The 26,335-nt window shown below is 28.4% G+C and carries 21 protein-coding genes; 4 read left to right on the top strand and 17 right to left on the bottom strand.

Translation table 4 applies throughout. The features are described from left to right. Positions 1-93: 93 nt before the first annotated feature. The 4 genes from PWA39_RS01630 to PWA39_RS01615 are packed head-to-tail and all read right to left on the bottom strand — an operon-like array spanning position 94 to position 5,462. A complete protein-coding gene (locus tag PWA39_RS01630; protein WP_069099193.1) occupies positions 94-1,035 on the bottom strand; it encodes an aromatic motif membrane protein in 942 nt (313 codons plus the stop codon). After that, entirely contained in the window at positions 1,022-3,091 is a 2,070-nt protein-coding gene (locus tag PWA39_RS01625) for an aromatic motif membrane protein (protein WP_069099192.1), read from the bottom strand. Before PWA39_RS01625 ends, PWA39_RS01630 begins: the two co-directional genes overlap by 14 nt. Next, the gene (locus tag PWA39_RS01620; protein WP_069099191.1) at positions 3,091-3,807 is read right to left on the bottom strand and encodes an ABC transporter ATP-binding protein; all 717 of its coding nucleotides are present in this window, start codon (positions 3,805-3,807) and stop codon (positions 3,091-3,093) included. The genes PWA39_RS01625 and PWA39_RS01620 overlap by 1 nt, the downstream gene beginning before the upstream one ends. Continuing rightward, positions 3,807-5,462 carry an ABC transporter permease gene (locus PWA39_RS01615; protein ID WP_240534003.1) on the bottom strand — a complete coding sequence of 552 codons (1,656 nt, stop codon included), beginning with the start codon at positions 5,460-5,462 and terminating at the stop codon, positions 3,807-3,809. The genes PWA39_RS01620 and PWA39_RS01615 overlap by 1 nt, the downstream gene beginning before the upstream one ends. A gap of 263 nt (positions 5,463-5,725) precedes the next feature. Here PWA39_RS01615 and PWA39_RS01610 point away from each other — a divergent pair, with 263 nt between their 5' ends. Both PWA39_RS01610 and ptsP read left to right on the top strand, forming a co-directional pair. Further along, positions 5,726-6,640, top strand: a complete 915-nt coding sequence (locus PWA39_RS01610) for a Rossmann-fold NAD(P)-binding domain-containing protein (protein WP_069099189.1) — start codon at positions 5,726-5,728, stop codon at positions 6,638-6,640. Positions 6,641-6,711: 71 nt separating this feature from the next. After that, on the top strand, positions 6,712-8,448 hold the full coding sequence (ptsP, locus tag PWA39_RS01605; RefSeq protein WP_069099188.1) for a phosphoenolpyruvate--protein phosphotransferase: 1,737 nt from the start codon (positions 6,712-6,714) through the stop codon (positions 8,446-8,448). 97 nt (positions 8,449-8,545) lie between these two features. On the opposite strand, the gene PWA39_RS01600 is transcribed toward ptsP, so the two are convergent. After that, entirely contained in the window at positions 8,546-9,013 is a 468-nt protein-coding gene (locus PWA39_RS01600) for a hypothetical protein (RefSeq protein ID WP_069099187.1), read from the bottom strand. A gap of 140 nt (positions 9,014-9,153) precedes the next feature. Between PWA39_RS01600 and PWA39_RS01595 the strand changes: the two genes are divergently transcribed. Next, a complete protein-coding gene (locus PWA39_RS01595) occupies positions 9,154-9,456 on the top strand; it encodes an adenine nucleotide alpha hydrolase family protein (RefSeq protein WP_274827489.1) in 303 nt (100 codons plus the stop codon). Positions 9,457-10,062: 606 nt separating this feature from the next. Here the strand turns inward: PWA39_RS01595 and PWA39_RS01590 are convergent. Genes PWA39_RS01590 through PWA39_RS01555 form a run of 8 tightly spaced genes read right to left on the bottom strand, consistent with a single transcriptional unit; the run spans position 10,063 to position 16,464 of the window. Continuing rightward, a complete protein-coding gene (locus PWA39_RS01590) occupies positions 10,063-12,006 on the bottom strand; it encodes a transketolase-like TK C-terminal-containing protein (protein ID WP_069099256.1) in 1,944 nt (647 codons plus the stop codon). Next, entirely contained in the window at positions 11,981-13,501 is a 1,521-nt protein-coding gene (locus PWA39_RS01585; protein WP_069099255.1) for a PTS sugar transporter subunit IIC, read from the bottom strand. Before PWA39_RS01585 ends, PWA39_RS01590 begins: the two co-directional genes overlap by 26 nt. 16 nt (positions 13,502-13,517) lie before the next feature. Beyond that, positions 13,518-13,793: a PTS sugar transporter subunit IIB gene (locus tag PWA39_RS01580; RefSeq protein WP_010321201.1), complete on the bottom strand. Its 276-nt coding sequence runs from the start codon at positions 13,791-13,793 to the stop codon at positions 13,518-13,520. Beyond that, a complete protein-coding gene (locus tag PWA39_RS01575) occupies positions 13,783-14,238 on the bottom strand; it encodes a PTS sugar transporter subunit IIA (RefSeq protein ID WP_069099254.1) in 456 nt (151 codons plus the stop codon). Before PWA39_RS01575 ends, PWA39_RS01580 begins: the two co-directional genes overlap by 11 nt. Further along, entirely contained in the window at positions 14,225-14,539 is a 315-nt protein-coding gene (locus tag PWA39_RS01570; RefSeq protein WP_069099253.1) for a hypothetical protein, read from the bottom strand. Before PWA39_RS01570 ends, PWA39_RS01575 begins: the two co-directional genes overlap by 14 nt. Beyond that, positions 14,540-15,208, bottom strand: coding sequence for a hypothetical protein (locus tag PWA39_RS01565; protein ID WP_069099252.1), 669 nt, complete (start codon positions 15,206-15,208; stop codon positions 14,540-14,542). Further along, positions 15,201-15,824 (bottom strand): hypothetical protein, encoded by a 624-nt coding sequence (locus PWA39_RS01560; protein ID WP_069099251.1) that lies wholly within the window; start codon positions 15,822-15,824, stop codon positions 15,201-15,203. Before PWA39_RS01560 ends, PWA39_RS01565 begins: the two co-directional genes overlap by 8 nt. Continuing rightward, a complete protein-coding gene (locus PWA39_RS01555; protein WP_069099250.1) occupies positions 15,811-16,464 on the bottom strand; it encodes a beta/alpha barrel domain-containing protein in 654 nt (217 codons plus the stop codon). Before PWA39_RS01555 ends, PWA39_RS01560 begins: the two co-directional genes overlap by 14 nt. 343 nt (positions 16,465-16,807) lie before the next feature. Here PWA39_RS01555 and PWA39_RS01550 point away from each other — a divergent pair, with 343 nt between their 5' ends. Then, positions 16,808-20,791: a ZmpA/ZmpB/ZmpC family metallo-endopeptidase gene (locus PWA39_RS01550; protein WP_069099249.1), complete on the top strand. Its 3,984-nt coding sequence runs from the start codon at positions 16,808-16,810 to the stop codon at positions 20,789-20,791. A 744-nt stretch (positions 20,792-21,535) separates the two neighbouring features. Here PWA39_RS01550 and PWA39_RS01545 read toward each other — a convergent pair. The 4 genes from PWA39_RS01545 to PWA39_RS01530 form a co-directional block, all read right to left on the bottom strand. Further along, positions 21,536-22,717, bottom strand: a complete 1,182-nt coding sequence (locus tag PWA39_RS01545; RefSeq protein ID WP_416388964.1) for an Mbov_0400 family ICE element protein — start codon at positions 22,715-22,717, stop codon at positions 21,536-21,538. A gap of 245 nt (positions 22,718-22,962) precedes the next feature. Further along, complete coding sequence (locus tag PWA39_RS01540) at positions 22,963-23,616, bottom strand: restriction endonuclease subunit S (protein WP_265347901.1); 654 nt, start codon at positions 23,614-23,616, stop codon at positions 22,963-22,965. A 23-nt stretch (positions 23,617-23,639) separates the two neighbouring features. Then, positions 23,640-24,287, bottom strand: coding sequence for a restriction endonuclease subunit S (locus PWA39_RS01535; protein ID WP_069099259.1), 648 nt, complete (start codon positions 24,285-24,287; stop codon positions 23,640-23,642). Further along, complete coding sequence (locus PWA39_RS01530) at positions 24,280-26,250, bottom strand: HsdM family class I SAM-dependent methyltransferase (RefSeq protein WP_069099260.1); 1,971 nt, start codon at positions 26,248-26,250, stop codon at positions 24,280-24,282. The genes PWA39_RS01535 and PWA39_RS01530 overlap by 8 nt, the downstream gene beginning before the upstream one ends. Between the last annotated feature and the right edge of the window lie 85 nt (positions 26,251-26,335).

Below are 26,335 nucleotides of genomic sequence, written 5' to 3'. Positions count from 1 at the left end.
AGAATCTAAAAATTAATTTTATCTATCGATTTAAAATTATACATGAAAATAAAAAAAACCAATAAAAAAATAAATTTTTTTTAATAAACTATCTTACTTTTTTTGAAAGTCAACTAGAGTATAATATAAAACATTTCCACCAAGATTTTCTTCGAAAATTAGTTTTTCAACAAGAGGAACGCTAACACCTGCAACGCCACTTCGGTAGTTTGTAGTAATTCTTGCATATTCTTGCAGTGGGAATTTTTCAGTTTTTTGGTCGATAAATTTAGGGTAAATTTGAAGTCAAGGACTTAAAGTTGCTTCTAAATTAAGCATTTTTTGGTTTTTGAGCTCTTTTTTAATAGTTATATTAAAAATAAAATTATCTTGATTTAAAAGGAAAACTTGATAAGTTTTAGTTTCAATATTTGTCTCTGGATCAATTTCGCCCGGCGATTTTACAATTGCAATGTCAATAAATTTATTTGAATTAGGTTGATAAAAACTGTTTTTTAAAGCTTCATTTCTAAGACCGATATTTAGTTCATCATTTTGTTGCTGAAATTGGTCAATTTTTGCCAGACCACGGACAAAAACAGCAGAATTCAAATTTTTTAAAAGCCAAAGTCAATTGTTTTCAAAAAGTTCATTAACGCTAAATTTCGCTTTTTCAAACAAAACAGGGTTAGAATTACCTCTTCCAAAACCACCAATTATTGAATCACTTGGTGAGTTGTTTATTGTGTTATAAAAGCTTAAATTAAAGGCTAAATCGTTTAAATAGTTATCAGAATCAATCGTTGAAATTCGGTTTATTAGTTGCTCTTTTGAGTCAGCATTTTCATAAATTTTATCTAAAAGTTGATTGATAATACTGTTTTCTAAAAAAGGCTCAGCTTTTTCTTGCTGAACTATATCATTTTTTGCAAATTTTTCGTATTTAGCTTGGTAATTAGTTGGCTGATTTGAAGGCTGAGCACAACTAGCTAAAAAACCAGCTGATAAAAATGTTAATAAGCTAACAGAAAATAGTAATTTTTTATTTTTTTTCATCTTTTTCCTTAAAAAACATTTGCGCAGGCAAATTATAACGGAATTTTTTTACAAAATCATTTTCAAAATCATGATAAGCTTCCTGAGAGGCATGATAAAGTGCTTGGTGGAAAATTTCGGTAAGAACTTTGGCCGAAATTTTATTTTTTGTTTTAGGAAAATGATATACAAAAGGATTTAGGCTTACTTTTGGCTCTGAGCCTGAATTATCAACTCTTAAATTTATTAGTGTGTTTTGCTTTAATATATAAAGATCTTTATAATTACTTACAAATCTTGATGTGTCTCCTTCGGAAATTGACTCAAGATATTTATTTGCATAATAAAAAGGCTCTGTAAGATCTTCTTGGTCTTTAACAAGTTGTTTAAATTCATCGCTATGAGCAACTTTTATGCTGCCATCTTCGTCAAATTGATCAGGAAATGAGTATCATTTATAAAAATCAAGTCTAAGTTTGTCAAGTCTTTCAAGAATAAATAGTCAATTTGTATCAACAAAGTTTTTATATTCTTCAATTGCGGCTTCAAAATCTGCTGAATCAGTATTATTTAATTTTTCTTGAATTTTTTTTCATTCAGACTCTAATTTTTCAATGTTTTCTTTTGCATAGTAAGCATTGAAAAATTGGACTTTTTTGTTTTCATTATTTGGTCAAATAGTTTGAAAAATAAACTCAAAAACACGGCGATTATTGAACTCTTCAGCTGTTTCATTTTTTATTTTAATGTCCAATTTTTCATCAATAAATTTAGAATAATTGTCCATAAAACTTGAGTTTTTCTTTGGTGATTCTTCAGGTTTTGGGCTAATATCGCTACCTTTTTCCAAATCTATTGAATATAAACTGTATTTGTGAAATTTATAAGGAGAATTAAATGAAGAAATATCAGTAGTAATATTTGAGAAAAAATTAGAGCTAGTTAGATCATTTTTTTCGTTAAATAGCTGATTTTTTACAGTGTTGTCAAGATTTGCAAGATCATTTTTATACTTTTCTTCAAGTTCGGCAAGCTCTAAATTAGCATCAGAAATTTCTTGGCTTGAGTTATTTTGTTCAGAATTACTATCTACGTCTTGGAAATTTGTGACACTAACGTTTCGTCGCGTTCTACCAAATCCTCGACGAGTTAGACTTTTTAGTAAGAAGGCTTTTGCATCTTCTGAACATGCTTCTAAATTATTAATGCTACAAAAATTCCCTCCTCCATCTTCGTCCTCTTCATCTTCAGAATCAAGTGAGTGCCCGCTTGAGCGTTTAAATCTAGCGATTTTGTCTTCTAATTCGGCCTTTTTTCCTTTAAAATCATCGGTTAGATTTTCGCGTGCGGTTTCGAGTTTATCTTTGAAATACTTTTGTTCTTCAGATTTTACTCAATTTTCAATGGCATTTGCAAAAGAAAAATTATCAGCAATTTGATCTTCAAGCACAAACATATTAAAGTCAAGTTTTGTTTTTAATTCGTTATTAGTTTCAAAAACAGTGAATCTAATAAATTTATTTTTGTCAAAAATCAAATAATAAACGCTATTTTTATCAAATTGATCAGCTTCTCTATCAATTTTAATAAAATCAAAATTCTTATTTGAAATTTTGATTTTGGTATCTTTTAGCAAATTTATTTTTTCTTCATTAGCATTTTTAACAAATCTTCCGGTGTAAGGGTTGAAAATAAAAGATAATTTGTCAATATTTTCAAGTAAAAATAGTCAATTTTTTGATAAATATGAATGAATTGTAAATCGCGAATTTTCGCGTGTTTCGGTGTATTGATCTTTGAAAAATCTAAAATATGGTCTTGAAAAAATGAGAGAATATTTTAATTCGCTAGTTAATTTTGGCAAATTTAGATTAATTTGGTTTGAAATATAGTCATCTTTTTGAAGTTCGTTATTAGAAAAAACTGAATTAACAAATTCCTGGAATTTAAGATTTGTGAGCAATGATTTATTCTCAGGCTTTGGTTGAGATTCGTAAAAATTATAAATTCCGCTGCAAGAAATAAACAAAAAAGACGTTGGCAGTGTAGCTAAAATCAGTAATTTTTTCTTTAACATTATTTAGTAGTCCCCGTGTTTAGTATATATTTTTGGTACATTTTTTGCAAATTTTCAGTTTTTTGACCACAGTAGTAAATTTGTCCTTTATTTATTAGTGTTAAACTATCAATTAAAGAATCAATTTCTTGCAAATTATGGCTTGAAAGGAAAATTGTTTTTCCTTGCTTGTGTAAAATTCTAATAATCGCTAAAAATTCACTTCGCGCTGAAGGGTCTAAGTTTGAAAAAGGCTCGTCAAATATTATTAGTTCTGGATCATGAATCAAAGACTGAACAAGCATAATTTTTCTTTTTTGACCTGAAGAAAAGTTAAATGGTTTTAATTTTGCTAAATCTTCAATTTTTAACAGTTTTAAATAATAATCAATTTTTTGCTTTACTAACTTAGAGTTCATTTTTGACATTAGTCCAAATTCATACAAAAATTCGTATGAATTTAGTTCAGGCGGAAAAATTGAATTTTCGGGAACATAACCAATAAATTTTTTTGCTTGTGGCAGTTTATTTGAAAAATTATTAATAAGAATTGTTCCTGAAAAATTCTGGTATGCATCGACAATACACTTAATAACAGTTGTTTTTCCCGCTCCGTTTTCACCAATAAAGGCATGAATTGTGTTTTTTTTAACCTTAAAAGTGACATTTTTTGCCCCTTTTTCGGATTTAGGGTAAATTTTTGTTAAATTTTTAACCTCCAAAACTCAATTTGACATTATTTATAATCCTTTCTAGTATAAATTCGAAAGATAAAATAAACTAAAACTATTGAAATAAATGCTCAAATCAGCGGGTAAAAATTTTTAATTACAACGTGATGATTAGATTTTATTTCCATAATTTGTAAAACTGGTTGGAATAAAAAGTTGTTGCTTTTTGCTAGATTAAATCTTTTGATTACTTTGTTATCAACTAGTCTTTGTTCGGCGCTAAATGATGAAAATCCGCCGATTTGATAATTTTGTTGGTCAATTTTGACAAAAAATGGTGCTGGATCAAAATTATTTTTGTCATTTTTTAATAAATTATTAAGAACAAAGCTATTTTGTTTATTAAAATAAAGTCAATAAATGAGTGAGGTAGCCAAATATATTTTTTTCTGAACTTGGTTTTCAATTTGGCTTATGTCCGGATTTTTCGCAAGGACAACAGTTTGTTCATCAACTAAATCTAAAAGTTCTTTATCAGTTGAAATTGCAGCAGAAATTTTTTCAAGAATATCTTTTTGGGTATTTTCTTCTGTAAAGCTTTCAAAAAATGCGCGTGCGTATTTGCTAAAAACCTCAGATGAAACAACTTGTTTTATTAAATTTCACTTTAATTTACCAACAAGATCAGATGTTAGCCCGAAAGTTTGGGAGTCTTGTGGAAGCGTTTTATCAAAATTGGAAGCATCTTCATTAGCATAAATTATTTCTCGATTTTCCAGATCTTCAAAATGTGAATCATTTTTAAGAGCCCCAGGAACTAAAATTACTTCTTGGTTATTTGAAAGTTTGTATCTTTGAAGACTTGGGACTGTTGAGAGAAGATAATTTTTTTCTTTGGATTCTAAATTGTTTGCATAAATGTAATTTTTAAGAAAACTATCCTGATTTCCGGCAGCATTTTCGATTGCATCACGATCTTTTGGTTCAAAAATATTAATTAATTGATAAGGAATTAATAAATAAGAAGCCACTTGCCAGATTTGGGCTGCAGCTGAAGAATCATTTCATGCTTGTTGAATATAATTTATTTGTCGATCGGTAAAATTAGGGTTGTCAACTTGTTTTGGAATTATAAAAAAACGGTCTTGCTTGTCATTTAAGTAAAATTTTTCAACATCAGCAATTGTTTTTGAATCATAGCCATTATGTTCTAAATTGAGAATTTCAGCAAATCTATTAATGCTTGAGGTTGAATTAAAAGCTGTTGTTGAGCCAATTAAAATAAAAGGCGCAAATGAAAAAATAGCGATAGCAAGCGATGATTTCGAACTAAATTTGTGGCTAACAATTACTGTGATTCCGCCAAAAATAGTAAATGAGAAAAATGGTGATAAAAAACCAAATAATAAAGGTGTATTAACTTGGTCAAAAAATGAATAATTAATTAAATAAAATCCTATTAATAAAAAATCAATAAAAACTGACCAAATAAGTCCAAAAAATGTTAAAAACAAGATTTTTGTCGCAATAAAATAGTGACGAGAATATGGTTTTGTGAAAGTTATTATATCAAGACTTTGAGTTGCTAAATCTTTAAAAATAGATAAAAACATATAGGATGATATAATTATTGTCAGTGAAAGATTTATAAAAAGGGTAATAAATGAAAAAAGACTAAAATTTGTCTCAGTTGCGTAAAATTTTGTAATTAAGGACAACATTACTGTTGTTAAAAAAGAAAGAATAATAAAAACATATACTGCTTTCTTTTTAAAACCTAATTTCAATAAAAATTTAAAATATTGATTTGATCTAAAAATGTTTGTTCTGACTTGTAGCAAAACGAACCTCTTCTACTTTTCTACTAATTTATAGTATAATAAAATAGTGAAAATTTAAAATTAGAGTCTAAGCTCGACTGTGTTAAATACTAAGTAATTATACCACAAACTGTTAAAAAATATTTTTTACAAAAGGATAAAATATGATTATAGGACTTATCGGAGTGACAAACACTAGCATAAATTTAATTTATAACTTAATTTTGGCAAAAACAGATGTTGATTTTTTGCTAATTGACGAAAATTTTATAAAAACAAACCAAATTATTAAGGAATTAAATCTAATAATCAAACAAGGCGGATACAAAAATAAAGTATTTTTGGAAGATTATAACTCCCTAGAAAAAGCAAATATTTTGATAATTGATCCAGCCCAAAATTTAGTTCCTGGAATGAGTCTAGTTGATCTTGCACTTGAAAATTCAGAAAAAATTTATAAAATTGGTTATTTAGTTCGACACTCTAGTTTTAACGGAATTGCTTTTGTCTTAGGTTATAACAATTCAATTTTATGTAAAATTTTTAGTTTTGCTAGCGGACTTATTGGCAAAAAAGTATTTGGAATTGGACCTAATTTAGAAAACATGCATGCAAATTTGTTTATTAATGATTTAAATTTAAATATTGTAAAAGATAATGAATTTTTAGTATTAGGCGATCATGGTCATTCATTTTTGCTTGATTCAAACATTGAAAAAAATGAGACTACCATTGATAAAATCAGCAAAATTGATGATTATGTGACCCAAACAAACAACGAAATACTCGAAAATTTAATCAGAAAGACGCCACACAGTCGAGTTTTAGGACTAATTTTGTCCAAAATTTTGCTTGATATTTTAAATCAGAGACAAAACTTTCACCTTTTAAATTGTTGAGTTGAGTCTTTTTATAATATTAGGGATGATTTTTTTTCTCTGCCTGTAAAAATCGATATTTTTGGACAAGTTAAAGCAAAAGATATCAAATTAACTCAAGCAGATCGTGAAAAATTAGTTAAATTTATTTGGGAAAAAAATAAACTTTTAGACTTAACTAATAAATTTTTGAGTCAATAAGATTTATTTATTTGTATTTTAGGCAAAATATTTTATAATTTAATTAATTTTTTTAAAATCGGAGGTCTATAATGTCAAAATTTCGCTCATATAAATTTAAAGGAATTGGTGCTTCTAGCGGAATATCGATAGCAAAAGTTTTTAAACTTACAGAACAAAAAATTGAAATTAGTGATGCAAAAATAACAGATATTGATGCTGAAATCAAAATTTTTCAAGACGGAGTGCGAAAATCTGTCGAACAAATTGAAAAAATTAAAAAATTAGCAACTAAACTTAATCAAGATGAACTTGAAATTCTTGATGCTCATATTTTAATTGCAACTGATCCGGTTTTGGAAGATGATACAATAAATATGATAAAAAGTGGATATTCAGCTGCATATTCCTTAAAAGAAACAGCCAAAAATCATACTAATTTTTTACTTGAAACTGGTGATGAATATTTAATGGGTAGAGCGGTTGATATTAAAGATGCTTCACAAAGAATAATAAAAAACATCCTAAATTTGGAAATAATTGATCTTAGCGCGATTGATGAAGATGTAATTATTGTTGCTGATGATTTAAAACCTTCTGATACTGCTCAATTAAATGAATATGTTAAAGGTTTTGCCACAAATATTGGTTCAAAAACATCTCACTCTGCAATAATGGCTCGAAGTCTGGAAATTCCGGCAATTTTAGGTATTGGCGATATCCTTGAAAAGGCTGAAGCTGGTGATATTTTAGCAATTAACGGTGATCTTGGGCAAGGAATTCTTAACCCAAGTGAAACTGAAATTAAAGAATTTGAAATTTTAAAACAAGAATACGAAAATGAAAAAGCAAAACTTCAAGACTATTTAAATAAAGAATCAAAAAGTGCTGACGGAAAAAAAGTTGTAATTGCTGCAAATATTGGCTCAGTTGATGATTCATATGCTGCCAAAAAAGTAAATGCTGATGAAATTGGTCTTTTCCGCTCTGAATTTTTATATATGGATAACCAAAATTGGCCAACTGAAGATGAGCAGTTTTTTAGCTATAAAGCCGTACTTGAAACTCAAAATCCTAAAAAAGTTGTTGTCAGAACGCTTGATATTGGTGGCGATAAAACCTTAAAATACTTTGATTTTGCAAAAGAAATGAATCCTTTTTTAGGATATCGGGCAATTCGATTGTCACTTGACAAAACCGATATTTTTAAAACTCAACTTCGGGCATTAGTTCGGGCATCTGAATTTGGAAATTTAGCAATTATGTTTCCAATGGTTGCAACTCTTGATGAATTTTTTGCCGCAAAAGCAATTTTTGAGCAAGTTTATCAAGAAGTTAGTCAAGAAAATCCAAAAGTTGCAAAACGTGAAGACATTAAAATTGGTATTATGATTGAAATTCCAATTTCAGCAATTCATGCTGATCAATTTGCAAAATATGTTGACTTTTTCTCAATTGGAACTAACGATTTAATCCAATATTCCTTTGCCGCTGATAGAATGAATGAAAAAGTTGCCTATTTATACCAAACTTTAAACCCTGGACTTTTAAAATTAATCAAAATGGCAATTGATGCAGCTCATAAACACGGAAAATGAATTGGAATGTGCGGTGAAATGGCTGGTGATATCAATGCTGTTCCACTTTTATTAGGTCTTGGTCTTGATGAATTTTCAGTTTCAACAAGTAGTGTTTTAAAAGTAAAGAAACTAATTTCTGACCTAAATTACGAACAAATGGTAAAAATTGCAAATGAAGCCTTGCAATTTGATACCGAAGGTGAAGTAGTAAAATATCTTGAATCTTTAAATTTAATAAGACATAAATAATTTCCAATATTATTCAATTAAAATAAAAAGGTGAAATTTCACCTTTTTATTTTAATTTTAAAAAAATTTTTTGTCTTATCTTATGTACTACAAAAAATTAATCAAGAGAATCTTCAATAATTTCTTTTTCTGAGTTTGAAATAAATGATCTAAGCATAATAAGATAAATTATATTAATGAAAGGAATAAAAATTGCAACAATAGAAAGTACGAAAATTCGCTTAAACTTTGAAATAAAGTGAGCGTTTTTTAGGTTCATTCGTGCTGGTAGATCTTTTAATTTAAAAGGGGAAATAATTAATAAAATTCAGAAAGCAAATGATAATATAACCCAAAAAATAAGCATTACAGCTGTAGCCGAGACTGATCCTAAAAGTGTTGAAACTGCTTTTTCAATATTTTTTTGGTCGGTGCTGGCCTGACCTACAGCACCAAAAAATCCAGCAATAAATACAATAAGTGTTATAAGACCTAAAGCAAATTTAACTATACGAATAATTAATAATATTTTTGCTCATGATTTAGTTGATCTTAATAATTGAGCGGCATCATTTTGATAAGCCATCAATATCCTCCTGGAAAAATTGTATATTTTATATGAAATTTTATACTAAAAAATTTATTTTGCACTATAATCATACAAGAAATTATTCTAATTATGAAAAATAATGTACAAATAAATAATTATATAAATTATATTATAAAATGAATTCGGCAAGAAGTAAAAAAGCAAATAAAAAAGGTGTGATTTTTGGCATTTCTGGCGGGATTGACTCTGTACTTGTTTCATTTTTATGAAAAAAAGCTTTCGCTAATTCGCGCTTAGGTCTTATTATACCTATTCGTTATATGAGCAGCGACAAAACTGATATTGACCAATTAGTCAAAAAATTTGAAATTTCCACTAAGGAAATTAACTTAAGTTCAACTTTACAAAACTTAAAAAACTTGTTTATTCTTAAAAAACCAACTAGCAAAAATCATAAAAAAAATACAACTACTATTTAAACTCAATACAAATAGAAAACTCGTTTTTATTTGCGTCGAGCCTAAAAAAACATATGAAGTTTTGAAAGAACAATAATTAAAAGCCCTAAATTTGAAGATTTCTAAACGGTTAAATTTAAGGCATTCCATCATATTTAAAAATATAATGGATAATTCGCATTTTCTGATTTTTTTATGCCAAAAACATAATTAATTCCTCCTTAATTCAATATCAAATTTATTAATTATTCTTAAGTGAGTCTAATTATAACCTAATTTTATTTTTGACCAAGCATTTTTTTTTTTTTTTTACAAAAGCTTATTTTAAAATAATAAAAATTAAGATTTTAGCTAAAAAATCACAGATTTACGGGTATTTTTGAATATTTTTATTCACTAAAATGTCAATTTTTGCCAACAAACTGCCAAACCAAGGAGACATTTTTGTTCTACAGTTTCAATTTATAACCTAATAAAATATAGACAAAACAAGACTATTTCAGTTAAAATTTTAGTATTTTTTTGTTTTGATTAGTCAGAATAAAATTCAGACAGGCTAACTAACCTGTCTGAATTTCTAATATTAATTTAACTTTAGATAGTTCTAGAAAACAAGTTATTTTAAATTTACTTATTTTCTAAAAATTTTAAAACTTTTTCAAATAAATAATCAACATTGAAACCTTTTAATTCATAAACAATGTCTCCAGGAGCTGACTCGCCAAAGCCACTAGCAAAATGTCCAGAAAATTTTTGGACAGTTGCTAATTTAAATCATAAAGGATCATTTGAAGCCTCAAGGGCAAAAATAGGCAACTTTTCTAATTCCAATTTTTTAATTAACAGTGGATTTTCAACTAAATTTTGTAAAATTGGAACTGAAATCAAATTAGCAAAAATTTGACTTTGGGCTAATTTATCAATTAGTTTTTTGGCCAGCTGAACCTCTGAGCCAGAAGCGAGTATATTTATTTTAGCTGATTCAGTTTTGTAAATATAGTAAGCTGAGTCAATTTTTTCAAGATTTTTGTTGACCGATTCCAAAGGTTGTCGTGTTGTAATAATTGCAACTGGCTTTGTTTTTGAATTTAGGCCGTAGTTAAAGGCAAAAATTGTTTCAAATTCATCACAAGGCCTGATTACTAAAAAATTTGGAATTGATCTTAGCATTGCCAGTTGCTCAACAGGTTGATGGGTTGGCCCGTCGCCGCCGACTTGATATGAATCATGCGAAAAAATGTAAATTGGCGACAGATTCATTAAGGCTGCAAGACGCAGTGCGGCTTTTGCATAGTCACTAAAAACTAAAAAAGTCGAACAAATTGTATAAAAATTAGCATAAAGTGAAATTCCGTTGTTAATTGCCACCATTGCAAACTCACGAATTCCGTAGTCAATTAGTTTTTGGCCGCTAAATTTAGTTTTAGTTGCAACTCCAAGATCAGCAGATCCACCTAAAATAAGTAAGTCAGTGTTGTCAATTTTTTGGATAATTTGCTCAACATAATCGCGAATTGCTAAGTTATTTTTAGCAAAAGTCAATCATTCTAAATTAAAAAGTTCTTTGTTTTTAAGGAAGTTTTCAAATCGTTGGCCAAGAAGTGGATATTTTTGCTTGTAAAGTGTAAAATTTTTTTCTCAGTCTAAATATTTTTGATTTTTTGGCTCTAATAAATCAGCCCCTATTTCATAGGCTTTTTGGTCGTAGTCAAAAGGCTCTAAATTTTCTAGTCCCAAATTAGCCTTAAATTCATAGGTTTTTTTAGCACTGACTGAACCATGATGCCCTTTGGTTGAATTAGCAAATTCTGTTCCAAAGGCAATAATAGTTGGAACTTGAATATAAACAGGTCTGTCAGATTTTCTTGCTTTTTCAAGGGCAAAATTGATATTTTCAAGCTTATTATCTTTTAAAATAATTGCATCAAAGCCAATTGATTTAAAAAAACTAGCAAAATCAAGATTATTAACTTGACTAGATTTTGTATCAATTTGAATGTTGTTAAAATCGTGGACAATTATTAATTTTGACAGTTTATTTGTGCCGGCAAAAGCTAGAGCTTCTAAGGCAACACCTTCTTGAAAATCGCCGTCGCCACATAAGACATAAGTAAAATGGTCAATAATTTTTAAGTCATCTTGATTGAATTTTTCTGACAGTCTTGTTTCAGCAAGAGCCATTCCGACAGCCATTGCTACTCCTTGGCCAAGCGGACCAGTTGAGGCATCGATATATTCTAATTTGTCAACCTCAGGGTGCGACGGTGTTTTTGAATTTAGTTGTTTATGATTTTTAATATCTTCAAGCGAAATCAAGCCCATTAAATGATACAGAGAATAAAGTCCCATCGAACCATGGCCGGCTGATAAAACAAAGCGATCGCGATTAATTCACTTTTGATTTAATGGAGTAAAATTTAAATTTTGACCAACCAGGCTATAAAAAATTTCGCTTGCTCCAAGGGCCATACCAATGTGACCACCGCCAGCATTATTAATTGAATCAAGGGCGACTGCCCGCATTGTTGCCAAAAAAAGCTTTTCTTTAGGCAGTTTTTGCTCGTTTTCCATGGTATTTTTTAATAACTCCGTCGATAATAAAAATTAAATAAACTAAAATGCTAAAGCCTAAAATTACATATTTTCCAACTTTGGGAATAAAGCCAAGAATTCCGGGAATATAGCCAATAAAATAGTCTGTATCGCCTCAGTTTAGACTAATTAAGAATTGTTTTGTGGCTCCGCCAGCGGTAATTAAATCACCAAGTGAGTTATTCTCAAGCGGTGTTCAGTTTCCAAGGGCAAAAAATACCGGAATAAATGTAATAATCAGTCCGCCAACAAAAGGTCCGATAATAGCGCCCCAGATTCCACCTTTTACGTTGCCAAAGACACCTGAAGTTGCCCCTAAAAAGAAATGTGGAACTAGTCCTGGAAGAATTACAGCCGGAATTAGTGCTCCATAGCCAAGTCCTAATGTAATAAAAAGTCCAATTATTCCTGCTAAAAAAGAGGAAATAAAGCCAATAATAATTGCATTTGGCGCATAGGGAAAAACTACCGGACAGTCAACAGCGACTTTTGCATTTTTAATCAATTTATCAGAAAAACCTTTAAACATCGGCACTAATTCGCCAACAAATAGCCTAACTCCGGCAAGAATAATTTCAACTCCGGCAGTAAAAGTAAAAGCCGAAATTATCATTGTTACAACTCAGTTTCTTGATGATAAAATTTCAATTACATTAGCATCGGCGACCTTGTCAAACCTGCCTAATTCATAAAGAAGTCCCGCTGGTAAAAAGGCAAAAATGTAAAAAAGAAAAACAGTTAGAGATATTGAAACTAAGGTGTTTCGAAAAAAATAAAGTGACTGAGGAAATTTAATTTCTTCTGTTGAAAGCAGACTTTTTTTGGAAATTTTAGCAATTGACTCGCCAATTAGACCAGAAAGAGCATAGCCAAATCCGCCGGTGTGGCCGAGGGCAATTTCGTTTGTTCCGGTAATTTGGCGCATATATCTTTGTTGGGCAGCAGGCGAGATTACCATATAAAGGGCTAAAATACTTGCTCCGGCAATTAGTGCCATTGCAAAATCTCCTGAACTATTTTGGAAATCAAAGCCAGAAGTGTACATAACAGCGGCTAGCATTAAAGAAGAATAATAAAGAACATGACCAGAAAGATAGACATATTTTAGTCTTGAAAAAGTTGCAAGAATAATATTTAAAAGCATCGCAATTACCATAATTAGCGATCCTAAAGTTGCAATACTTGGCAAACTCTGGGCGAGGGCGCCGGCAAAAGCGTCATTATTGGGAATAACACCGCTTAGATTATAAACTCTTTGAAAAAGTGGTTGAAATGAATTGAGCGAGCTAACTAAAACACCAGCACCACCACCTAAAATAATAAAGCCAACACTAACTTTAAAAGAACTAACAATAATTTGTGAGACTTTTTTGCGCATTGCAACAGCACCAATTAGGGTAAAAAGTCCAACAAGTAGAGCTGGTGTGCCGACAAAGTCTTTTAGAAAACCTAAAAGTCAAAGACCGAAATTCATCAGTTATCCTTTCATATTAGTTTAGTTTTAAGGCTATTTTTAGTTTGGATTCAAGCTCTTCTTTTGATAAAATGTTAGTTAAAATTACCATTTTTTCCTTATCAAAATCTAAACTTGGGGCAACATCAGCACCAATAACTACTAAATCAACCCCGCGGGAATTAAAACTGGAAATATTAGTGTGTTCAACTGAGTCATAATTGACATTTAATTTATCAAGCACAAATTTTACGTTCATTTCTAATAATAAAGATGAACCTAGTCCTGAACCACAAACGCATTTAATGTTCATTTTTTATACCTCGGTATTTATTTATAATTTGATAAAATTCTTTAATTGTTCTAGAAGCATAAATTTCTTTTTTGAAATCTGGATTACCAAAAAAGAGGCCAAATTCTTGAATTAAGCCAATATGATCATCAGAATTTGGCGCAGACAAAGTAATAATAATTTTTGCTTTTTTATCTTTTTGATTATTAAAAGTGATCATTTGATCTAAAACTAAAATTGAAGTTCCAACTTCTAGACAATAATCGCCAACTGGCGCATGCAAAAGTGCGACACCTTCTTCAAGTACATAATAGGCACCGTATTTTGCTGTTTGTTCCATGATTGCTTTTTCAAGATCGTAAGTTGCTTTTTTATTTTCAACTAAGATCCTTACACCCTCATGAACTGCTTGTCTTCAGTTTGTTATTTTGCAAAATTTAGTCATTTTTTCATTAAAAAGTTCCATTTTTTCCTCCTGTATTAATAAAAGCGAGTGTCATAAACAATGTAAGCGCAAGTAAAAGGACGCCAATAAAGGCAAAAAAGACGATTCACCCTGCTTTTGTTGATGTTTTTGTTTGAATTTCTTTTGGTTTTGGCATTGATTTGATGTAAAAAAATTTATTTGGATTGTTCTTTAAAATAATTGCTTCATTTTTGGACTTTTGCAGTAATTTTTCCAGTTCAATTTCACTTTTGTTTTCAATCTGGCTCATTTCAAAGTCATATAATTCAACAAGTTGTTTTTTCAATTCTTTTTTTCTCATTTATTTCCCCAATGCGTTAAATTTGTTAATAAAATTCTGTAATAAAAACGGATAAAACAAAAAATACTTCTTCAAAAATGCTAGTTTTTTGTATTTAAAATATGAATTGGCAACTTTAAATTCGTCCTTTTCTAATTTTGTCAGTAAAATTTGCCTTGATTGTTTATAGGATTGTGAATAAATTTTTCGATTTAGAAAAAAATCAAAAAATATCACAAAAACAGTTAAAATCAAAAAACACAAACTAACTATTAAATAGTTTAAAAATGCAAATAAAAAACTAAAATGAAAACTTATAAGAAAACTGGAAAAAAGAAACATATCAATTTGCAATGATTTTTTGCTCTTTAGGAGATAAAAATTATAGAAATAAAGCAAATTAACTACGCCATAAATGTTATTTTCTAAATAAAAGTTAGGGATTTTGATTATTTTTTGGCTGATTCAAATAGGCTTTAAGAAAAAATCTTTAATCAGTAAAATTATGAATTTTTGCTGATATTTATTAATAAAGTCTTGTTTTATCGTTTCAAGATCGAGTTTAATTGGAATTTTTAGCTTAGAATATTTAATTTTTAGATTAACTCTGTAGATAAAAAAGATAAAAAGTTGAACAAGGAAAAAAATAATTCAAGCAGCTAAAATGTATCAAGACAGATTTTTAAGCATTTTTCTCCTTGTTAAACTTGTTAATTGAGCTAAAATAATCAATTATTTTTTTGGGAACATAAATTTTTTGATTATTTTGTCTTAGTTTTTTTATAATATCGCCTTGGCTTCAAATTTCAAATCTAGTTTTGTTGTCAATTTGACTAAAATCAATTCGATCATCAACTAAAATGACAATTTTTGAGTTAGAAAATTTCTTATCAAGAAATTTAAAAAGTGACTCAAATTGGCTTTTGGAAAAGTAATTTTGCTTTAAAATCTTACCTTTTTTCAAAAAACTAATGTTTTCATCAATTATTATTTTATCAATACCCACTTGATAATTGATAATATTAGAAACGAAAAAAAGGTTTGATTCATTGACTATAAGACCAGGTAAAACTGAATAATTTAGTTTTGAAAAACGATTTTTTAAGAGCAAATTTGTCATAACTTTTACATCTGCAGAGGCATTTATAATTTCTAGAGCATCAATTGTGAATTTTTCTACCGAAATTAGTTTTTGTTGCGATATTTTTTCTGGGGTTTTTTCAAATAATCTTTTGAAAATGAAAAAAATCAAAATAAGAAACAGCAACCCAACCGTTGAATACAAAACAATATTAATTAAGGGCATTTTTTTGATTTCCTCAAAGTCTAGAGAATTCAGAAAAATTTGCATATGAAAAAATTATGCTACCGCCAATTGCGACATCAACTTTTCATTTTTCAAGCTCAGCTCAATTTTCCTTGCGCAATCCACCGTCAGTGTAAATTTTAATTTCTTTATTTATCAAGCGAATTTGCTCAATTTTTAAAAGAAGTTGCTGATTTAAAGGCTCGCCAACTCCGCCAATTTTATCTATTGTCATTAATAAAATGACGTTTGAACAAGAAATTATTTCACTAAAGTCTTCAATTTTTTGACTGGCTTGAATCATTAAGCCAAAATTTATACTAGAATAAGACTTATTTAATCTTTCAAAATCAGTTTTTGAAACTTGTTCAGCAGGTAAAAAAATTGTTTTAAAACCTATTTCAACTAATTTTTCAACTTTTTCAAGTGAATTTTTGCACATTAAATGTGCATCAAATTCAATATTAGGGAATAACTTTATTAAGTAATTTGCAATTTGGTAGTTTAGTCCAAAATTTGGGGCATAAATTTGATCAACAAAATCAATATGGGCGTATTTTAGGCCGTTATTCTGCAATTTTGTTAAAATTTTAATTACTTTAAAAATGTTAAGTGCGCTAATGCTTTGTGAGTATTCCACATTAAACCCCGTTCACGATTTTTGTAGTTAATTAAATTCTACTTTTTTTTTTTTTTTTGCAAGCATTTTTAAAATTTTTTTCATTCTAACCGTAAAAAATTAAAAAATCGTTTGTTTTCTACAAAAAACAGGAAATAACGTTTAAATTAGTATACTAATTTCTGGCACTTTGAAAAAAGGTGCGACAAAATCAAACAATACAAATTTACGGTGAAAATAAAGGGGTTATAATACAAAAATAGCTAGTAAAAATAAGGATTTTTTTAACTTTTATATTTGTACAATTCTTATATTTCTATGTTACAATTATGTATAATTAGTTAAATTTTTTTGGGGGGAAATTATGAAGCAATTTCTTTTACTAAAAAAAGTTAGTTCTAGTTTAGTTTTCCTATCATTATCACCAATAGTTATTATCACGGCTTGTAAAAGTGAAGTGGATAAAAAACCTGATACTTCTAAGAATGAAAATTCTAAGAGTGATTCTGGGAGCGATACTTCTAAGAATGATCCTAAAAACGATACTTCTAAGAGTGAAGATTCTAAAAAAGATCCTAAAAATGAAGCTAAAATTGATGCGGATAGTCAAGAACCAATTATTCCAAGCCAGGAAAATAATTCAAATCTAGAAAACACAGAACAAAATATTAATGTTTCTTCTATTTTTGAGGATAAAACCTTTTTAGAAAACAAGCAAGCTGAAATTGATAATGTTTCTTTAAAAATAGATGGGTCAAAAATTGAATTTAAAAATATAAATTCTGCAAATTTATACCATTTTAACAGCCAAGAAAAATATGTAAAGCTACTTTCAGTTGATAATTTAGACTCTGATTTAAGCAACTATAAAATCAAATTAGATTCAGAAGATTTGCAAAAAAATGTCTGATTGAATGTAAAATCTGTTGAAGATCAAGGCAATTATTATAAATTTGTTGGTGAATTTAGCCAAAATTTCATAAATATTTTAAATAACGGTACTGTTAGTTCTACTTTTGATATTTATATTCCTAAAACCAAAAATCAATTAGGGGCAATCACGAGTTTTGAACAATTAATTAGTCAAATTCGTGCAAATCCCTCTGGACATTTTAAGTTAGCAAATGATATTTCTGCTGAAAGTACAGAAATAGGCCAGATTTCTACATCATATTTAGAAAATGTTTATTTTTCTGGAAGTCTAGAAAGTCTTGAAGGTAAAAATTTTACTATTTATGATTTAAAAAAGCCGCTTTTTGACAATTTAAATAACGCCACAATCCAAAATATTAATTTTAAAAATCTCAAAGTCAAGTCAATAAATAATTCCCAATTTGCAGTTGGAGCAATTGCAAATTCTGTATCGGGTTCAACAATTAATAACGTTCATCTTTTTGGCGATGTTAAAGGTCGGAAAATCGTAGGCGGAATTGTCGGTGTGCTTGATAATAATTCTATTATTAAAAACTCAAGTTTTCATGGAAATATTTATTCTTCCCAATCTGCCGGCGGTCTTAGCGGAATAATAACAAGAGGAAGTTCAATTGAGAATTCTTATGCAAATATAAACATCACCTCTAAATTAATCAATTCTGATAAAATTGGCGGAATTGTTGCTGAATTAGGAGAAAATTCATCATTAAAAAACATTGTAATTGAGGGAAATGTTTTAAATAGTGGTCTTGATGAATTTGCTAATTCTGGCGGGCTAATTGGTTTGGTTTCGACAAACGGAACTCAAGACTCTCCTGATACCGGAAGTGTTGAAAATATTTATGCAAAGATAAATTTTTTCAATGCAAAGCCAATTTTTGGTAACTTTTATAAATCAAGTTTTTTTGACTATGAAAAGTCGTTTAAAAATATAAACTTTGTTAATAATGCTGATAATGAAAGTTTTCCTTGACTCAATATAGTTGATGAAAACACTTTTAATGAAAGAGCAAAAAAATGGAAAAATTTAAATAATGAAAATATTAAGCTAAAAACTCTAAATTTTTCCTATTTAAAAGGATATCAGTCTGATTTTAGCACTGCTTATGCAAATTTTGCAAAACTTTTACCATTTTATGATCGTTATACAATTATGAATTATGCACATAAAGTGGCTAAAAATTCTAAACTTTACAGCAAAAATTTGCTTGGATTTGAATTTTATGAAAATGAAAATTTAGTAAAAAATCTTGCCCGTGAAAAAACAAAAGTAAACAAACTAAGAATTTATTTTGGCGATGGCCAAACAGAAGATTTTAAAATAGACAGTTTTAGCCAAAATACTGCCGGAATAACTGACTTTTCTTTTAAAAATAACGGGACTGAATTTATTGTTCATCCAAATATTTTAATTTCTGAGAAGAAAAATCAATTAGTTTCTGGTTTAATAAATCTTTTAAAAACTACTGATTTATCTGATAATTCAATTTTTGATACTCAAAATAATTTTGTTGATAACAGTCCAATAAAAGAACAACTTTTTATTGACCAACATGAGACTGAAGTTAAAAATGACTTGGAAAATATAATTAATTCAGTTTCAAATAATATTGATATTTTTGATCTAAGTGACACTAAATTTACTGAATTTTATAAAAAAGAATTAGAAAAAGAGAAAAATTCTATCTATATTGGTTTAAATTATTTGTACCGTTGATACTCAATTTCGGATTTTAAAGATAAATTATTGTTCTCACTAGGAATTTACGGAAAATCAAATGATAGTCTATCTTTGTTAAAAGACATTGGAAAATTGGACTTTATTAATCTAAAAGCTAACAAAACTGCAAATGGTTATCATGATGCTTTTTCAAAATATTTAAAACCAAAATCAGTTGGCGATTTTATTGAATATAACTATAATTTATTTAAGCAAAAAGACCAAACACCCGACAAATATTTTGATTCACTGACAAAAGCTTATATTACAAAAGTTGAAAGTAAATCCGATACATCAGTAAATAAGCCAATGATCGAAAGATTCAAACAAGAAGAACAAGCTAATAAACTTTTGCCACTTTTGACTGTAAAAGACCAAAATACTCTTTGATTCATTTTTACAACAAATAGCAATATTTCAGGACTATTTTCCAAATATTTTTCTTCAAGTGAATCATTAAAACCACAAATCAGAGAATTTGCTGAGGCGGCTCAAGGTTACTATGATGTTTTATACCGAATTTTAAATGAAAAATCAAAAAAAACTATGCAAAATCATATAGTTGATGTTTATGATACTTTTGGTCCAAAAAATGAACCTGGCGTTAAAGCTTATTCTTTGCCTGTTGGTCATTGATTATCATTAAGAGATAAGAATTATGCTGCTTTTGTTCCGGGTGAAAATAAAAAACTTATGTATTTTGATGGCACAAAAATATTAACAAAATACGCAAAATCGATATTTTCACATGAAAGTACTCATACTTTTGATAATGATATTTTGCTTGACGGATATGGAAAACGATTTGGTCATCGGGCTGAATCTTTTGCGCGAGGAATGTTTCAGGCACCTTACAGTGACGAACCTGGAGATTTAGCCTTTAATTTTATTGAAAAATACGGAGGTGATCAGCAACTAGTCCGTAATTCAAGTCCAGAAAGATTTAGCAATTTAGCTGATTTGGAAAAATACTATAAAAATCTTTTTGATATAATTTATCTTTTAGATTTAGCACAAGCCGAGGCAATAATTGCCAAAAAGCCTTCAGACACTAGTGATTATAGAAAAATCCAACTCGGAAGTGGTGGTTTTACAAAAAATGATATTTTATCTTGAGTTGGAAGTTCTGAATTTAATTCGATAAATTCAATTGACGATTTAGTTGACAAAAATATTGTTGGGGCGAATGTTGGAGGAGACTCAGTCAGATCATTTGGACATAATGATTACTATACAGTAAATTTCTTTAGACCATATTTTGGAATACTTGAAAATACAGAAGGAGTCTCAGGTGGACTAAATTTTAGAAGAGTTGCTTTTGAACTTCTTGCTGAAAAAGGCTATTATGACGGGATGATTCCTTATATTTCTGCCAAATCAAATAAACAAACTGATGTGCCAGAAGGAGTTGTCAAAGGTAGTGATACTCATGTTTTAAAAATGATTTTCGGTGATAAATACAAATCTTTTAGCGATTTTAAAAAAGATATGTACAAACAAAGAAAGGATAAACTCAATAAATTAAAGCCATTTAGTTTTGATTTTAATAGTAAAAAGTATGAAATAAAATCTTTTGAAGACTTAAAAAAGGTTTTCATTGATAATTTTGATTTTATAACTACAATAAGAGTTATTATTCATGTTGAAATGAATAAGAAAACTAATGAGTATCGTCAATCAATATTTGATGAATAATTAGAAATATTAAAGTAAGACTGATTTATTTTAAATTTGCATTGCAAATTAAAATATTTTTAATAAATTATTCCCGAGTTTCCCAGTTTGATGAGATAATCTTAAAAAGTGTCTGGTTTTTCGCCCTTTTTTAACTTAAAAAGTAAAATTATTAATTTTTAAACTACTTTTTTAGTTCAAAACACTGACAAAAACCATAAAAAATACAACTACTATTCAAACTCAATGCAAATAGGAAACTCGTTTTTACTTACATTGAGCCTAAAAAAATATATGAAGTTTTGAAAGAACAATAATTAAAAGCCATAAATTTATAGATTTCTAAACAGGTAAATTTAAGGCATTCCATCATATTTAAAAATATAATGGAAAATTTGCATTATCTTATTTTAATACGACAAAAACATAACTTATTACCCCTTAATTCAATATCAAAATTTATTAATCATTCTTAAGTGATGCTAATTATAGCATAACTTTATTTTTGACCAAGCATTTTTTTCAAAATCTTAATTTTAAAATAATAAAAATTAAGATTTTAGCGTAAAAAAACCCGGATTTACGGGTATTTTTCCGTTTTTGCATTCAATAAAAAGTGAATTTTTGCCATTATACTGGCAAGCCGAGAATTAGTAAATAAATTCTTTTATTTTGTTTGTTTGTTTAACTTTTTTAATATAAATTTAAAACTAGTGAAAAAAATCGCGCCAATTAAGTGTCCAAGTTCCCATATTTTTCTCTTTTTTACATTTTCGTTTTCAATTCTGCAACAAATTTTTTTAAATCTTCTTCTTTTCTTTTTAGCCCTTCTTCTGCTTCTTGGACTCATTTTTCAGTTTGTAATCTTAAATTTTGATAGGTAAGTTCATCTCTAATTGTCTCTTGATTTTGGATTTGCTGTTGTTTTTCTTCTAGTTTGGATATTTCTTGCTTAAGTTTATTCTTTAATTTATAAAAATAGAAAAATTGACCTCAATTTTGTGATTCCTGTATTGATTTACGAAATTGGCTAAATGATTCCATATTTATATCCAAATTATTTTTTTCAAACCAGTCAATCATAAATTTAAAATCAGTTGCCAATAATTTTTCAGATAAAATAAAATCAAATCTATCGTTAGACAATCAAGAATTTAATATATCGCGTCATCTGTTATTAACTAGGCAATTATAAATTGTATCGGGTTCAATTGTTGTTGGCACTATTGGGCTTGATAATTTATTATATTCATGAATAATTTCAATTGAATTTAATCCTTTTTGAACAAATTTGTTTTGTCTTATTCATTGAAATAAAGGATTATACACTTTTTCTTTTCAATATTCTCCTCAGGCATCATTCAAAATACCTTTAAATAGATCTAAACTTATTTGGTTCTTTTCCTTGTGCAATTTATCTTTTAATTCTTTTATTTTTTTAGTCTTAAATCTAATGGTTTTATAATCATTATTTAAATGTTGATCACTAGCATATCAAACTTTGGGCTTAGTTATTTTTGTTTTTGAATCATAAGAAACGCTGGAAATTACTATATAAGGTGGTTTGGAAGTCACAAATTCATAAATCTTGTCAAACATTTTTTCAGCCTGACTAAATTCTAATTCTTTTAAGTCAAGTATTTCTGTCTCTGGGTGATTTTTGATTAATTCTTCTAACTGACTATCACCAATGTAAAAAACTCGCGAACAGTCTAGATAAGAATCTTTTGTAAATAAAGTATTAGGTTTGTCTGATTTTGGAATCAAAATTTCACCGTCAAAAGGGTCATTTAACTTACCACTGTCTAAACGGACATCACGTGCTTTAATATAATAGTAATGATCATTTTCGGTATCATGAAAAATAATTACTGGTCTTGCTTTTATTTCTTGGGCTAAACTATCAAAAACAAGACCTTTAAATGGGCTAAATTTTTTTAGTTTAATAAATCTTTATTTGCCATGATTTATTCCTTTAATTCAAATTTATTCTTATTAAAGATAAATTATAGCAAAAAAAGTTAAAATTTGGTAAAATTTTTCTGTTTTTTAAATAATTTTTAATATAAAATAAAGAATGATGATTTATACATCTGAAGAAAAAAACTTTAATTAATGACTTAAGTTCGGATGGTAAAAAACTAGTGAAAAATAGTGCAAATTAAGTGTGTAAGTTCTTGTTTTTCTGCTTTTTACATTTTTATTTTGAATGTTGGAATATCTTTTTTAGATTTTTCTTCTTCTTTTTTCAATCTTTCTTCTTCTCATTCTTGGAGTTGTTTTTCAGCTTGTAATCTTAAAAATTGATAAGTTAATTCATCTCTATATGGCTTTTGATTTTGGGTTTGTTGTCCTTCATCTTCTTGATGTTCTTGTTGTTGTGTTTGGTTTGCTCAAATAAGTAATTCATTTATTTTCTTTTGTTCAATATTTTCTATAAACCTTTCCATATAAATCCAATTAGGAGCGCCTTGCTCATCTATAGGCAATAAAATTTTCATTCGATTAAGTCTTGATAATGTAGCGCCATTACCTCCTCAATTTAGTTTTTTTATTTGGCTTTTAATTAAAGGAATAAGAAACATAGCTATTTTTTTATTAAGTTTCTTGTTACTTAAAATTTGGACATTTTGCCCTGTATAAAAATCATTTTCTTGATAAAAACAAGTTTGTGTATCTAATCCTATTATAATAACATTACCTTTGTCTTTATTATATTTCTTGTTTTGATTACTTGATATAAAAAAATTAATACCATTATCAATTTTGCTTCTTGTTATATATGGTATATTCCCATTCTCTAAATTTAATTTATTTTTATCTATACCACTTTTAGTAGCGTTAATCTGAAAAATACCATCACTACCACCTATAAAAAAATCCTTTCATTTAACATTAGAAAAATTATATGGCAGGCGGCTACTCTCTCTCTCTCTCTCTCTCTCTCTCTCTGCGTGTGTGCGTCTCTCTCTCTCTCTCTCTCTCTCTCTAAAAATTCTATTAATGTACTTTTTATGTGATATTTTCTTTCTTTAATATATCTTTCCATAAAACGAAAGTTAGGTTTTCTATCATTATCTACAGGGAGTAAAATTTTAGTTCTTCTTAATCTTTTAAGGCTAGCTTTATATCCATAAGCAAATTTAGCTATAGCAATTTTTTCGATGCATTTTATTAAAAAAATAGCATTGTTTTCATTTAAAATATGACCTTTTAAAAACAAAATAGAAACATCAGTTGATGCTATAAACTCATAGCTATGATAAAAAGAATAACCAACACTACCATTGCTATTTAATGTTATTGCATTTATATAGCTTTTTTCACTATCTTTTTTTATAGTAAATCCTGATAATGCATTATTTTGATCCTTTGACGATAGTAATGGAAGTGATTTGTTCTTGGTTTCGGATAGCTCTCTTGTTGTTAAATTTTTAGCATTACCTCTAACCACATCAAACAAATCATCTATCAAAAACTCACATCATTCTACATCACTTAGATGATACTTATACATAGTTTTCACCATCTTTTGCTATTTTCAAGGCTTGTTTTTTCTCTTGTTTGATTTCTCTATTTAGACCAAATAAGTAGCCTCTTCCATGAGTAATCATATTTACTTGAAAAGTTAGATAGTCAGCTATAGTTCTCTCAAAATCTTCATTACTAGGAATTTCATCATTAAAGTAATAGAAAGAATGTAACCATTCATCGGTATCTTTTATTGTGGTTTTTACACAAAACTTTGTTGGTGCTTTTATCTGATTGTTCCACACATCAAGAAGATATTGTTTTTTATCTTTTGCACTTCCATCATCTATTAAACCAATGTGTTTACTAACAACGAACCCATCATTTTCAAAGTTAATAAATTTTACTTTTTTCGTTTTAGAATGAGGAATTCCAGCAGTAAAAATTCCAATACAAGGATTTGTTCCTACTCCATAAAAAGTATCTTTATTAAGAGTTATAACTCCTTCAAGAGTATGTTTCTTTAAAATCTTAGTCTTTAAATTTTGCTCGTGTTTCGTTTTCCCTGTGAAAGTTGATTGGGGAACAATAACAGCTATTTTAGCTCCTTTTACCATACTTTCTAATAAATGATTTATAAAATAAATTTCATATAGTTTAGGGTTTTGGTTAGAACCTTGGGAATAAGGCGGGTTCATCATACCTATTGTACAACCTTTAAGCTGTATTTTTCTAGGATTTTGTGCTAAGAAATTTTGATTTTCTAAATTACTTTTCCCATCACCACGCAAAATCATATTAGTTGTTGCTATCGTAAACATATAATCTTGCAGCTCAATTCCAAACAGTCTATTTTTTCTTATTTCATTCTTTTCTTCTTCATCTTCCGTTTTTAGCAACATCTTATGCATAGCTGCAATTAGGAATCCGGCAGTACCACAGCAGGGGTCTAATACTTTGTCTGTCGGCTTTATATCAAGTAAGTCACAAAACAATTCTGTAATATGTTTTGGAGTTAATATAATACCTAAGCTTTGTCCGTCTCCTCCAGAATAGGACATAAACTCTCCGTAAAATCTTCCTATATAGTCCTCAGCAGATGAACTGTACTTTATGTTTGTAAAAATACTTTTATGAAGAACTTCTGTAAAATGTCTTAAAGGCGTCTTACCAAGATTAGGGATCCTTTCATTAATCATATTATTATATTTAATTATATTAAATTGATTTAAAAGCTTATCTCTTTTTACCTCAGGGCTAACATTTGCTCTTTTTAAATTAGCTTCTATAGCTTCATAAATTTTTTGGCCATCTGTTTTGATTTTGTCTCCATTTAAATCAGATATATCAAAGTTTTTATGCTCTATTTCAGATAAGGCTAATAGAATTGCTGAAACAATCAAAGGTTTATCGTTATCTTTTAAATTTCCATATTTTCTTAAGTCTTCATGCAAATCACGAGCAACTTTTAGTAGTTCTTCGGTTGTCAACTCATAATTAGTTGGAATTTCTAATATTTCTTTTTCATAATATTCGCGAATATTATCAACATTAAAAGATATAAATGTCTCAAGATCATTAAGCACCTTATATTCTCCTCTTTCGTCAACAAACAACGGAGTTATTTTATGGTTTTTTTCATCACCACTAACACCAATAGCTATGATTTTTTTAAAATTTGTATTTTCTGCAAGATGCTTTCCATAATGTAGTGCGCCGTTAACAGCATAGTTAGTTGTTGAATTTCTGTCACTTGCAATTAAGTTTCTATCATCTCATTTAATATGTTTATCAATACTTGCTTTATTTTCTATTACAATCAAGAAATCATCAACAACAGTAACATATTCAGGATAACCATGCTTTCTTGTCCCTCTCTTTGAAGCTGTGGAAAGTGCTTTTTTTATTTCTTCTATGTTACTACCTTGAGCATGAGTAAAATCCTTTAGACCAGCTTCATTTAACATACCATACACTCACAAGTTAGTCATAGCCTCGTTTTTAGTCATCTATTCTCTCCTGTTCTAGAATTTGTTTGTTATTTTTATTCATAAATCATCATACTTAAAATTAATATTTAATTATTTATAGTAT

The sequence above is a fragment of the Mesomycoplasma ovipneumoniae ATCC 29419 genome, from assembly GCF_028885435.1.
In the GTDB taxonomy this organism is placed as follows: Bacteria; Bacillota_I; Bacilli_A; order Mycoplasmatales; family Metamycoplasmataceae; genus Mesomycoplasma; species Mesomycoplasma ovipneumoniae.
The sequence above is the reverse complement of the archived record's forward strand: the minus strand, read 5'-3'. Positions and strand labels throughout refer to the sequence as shown.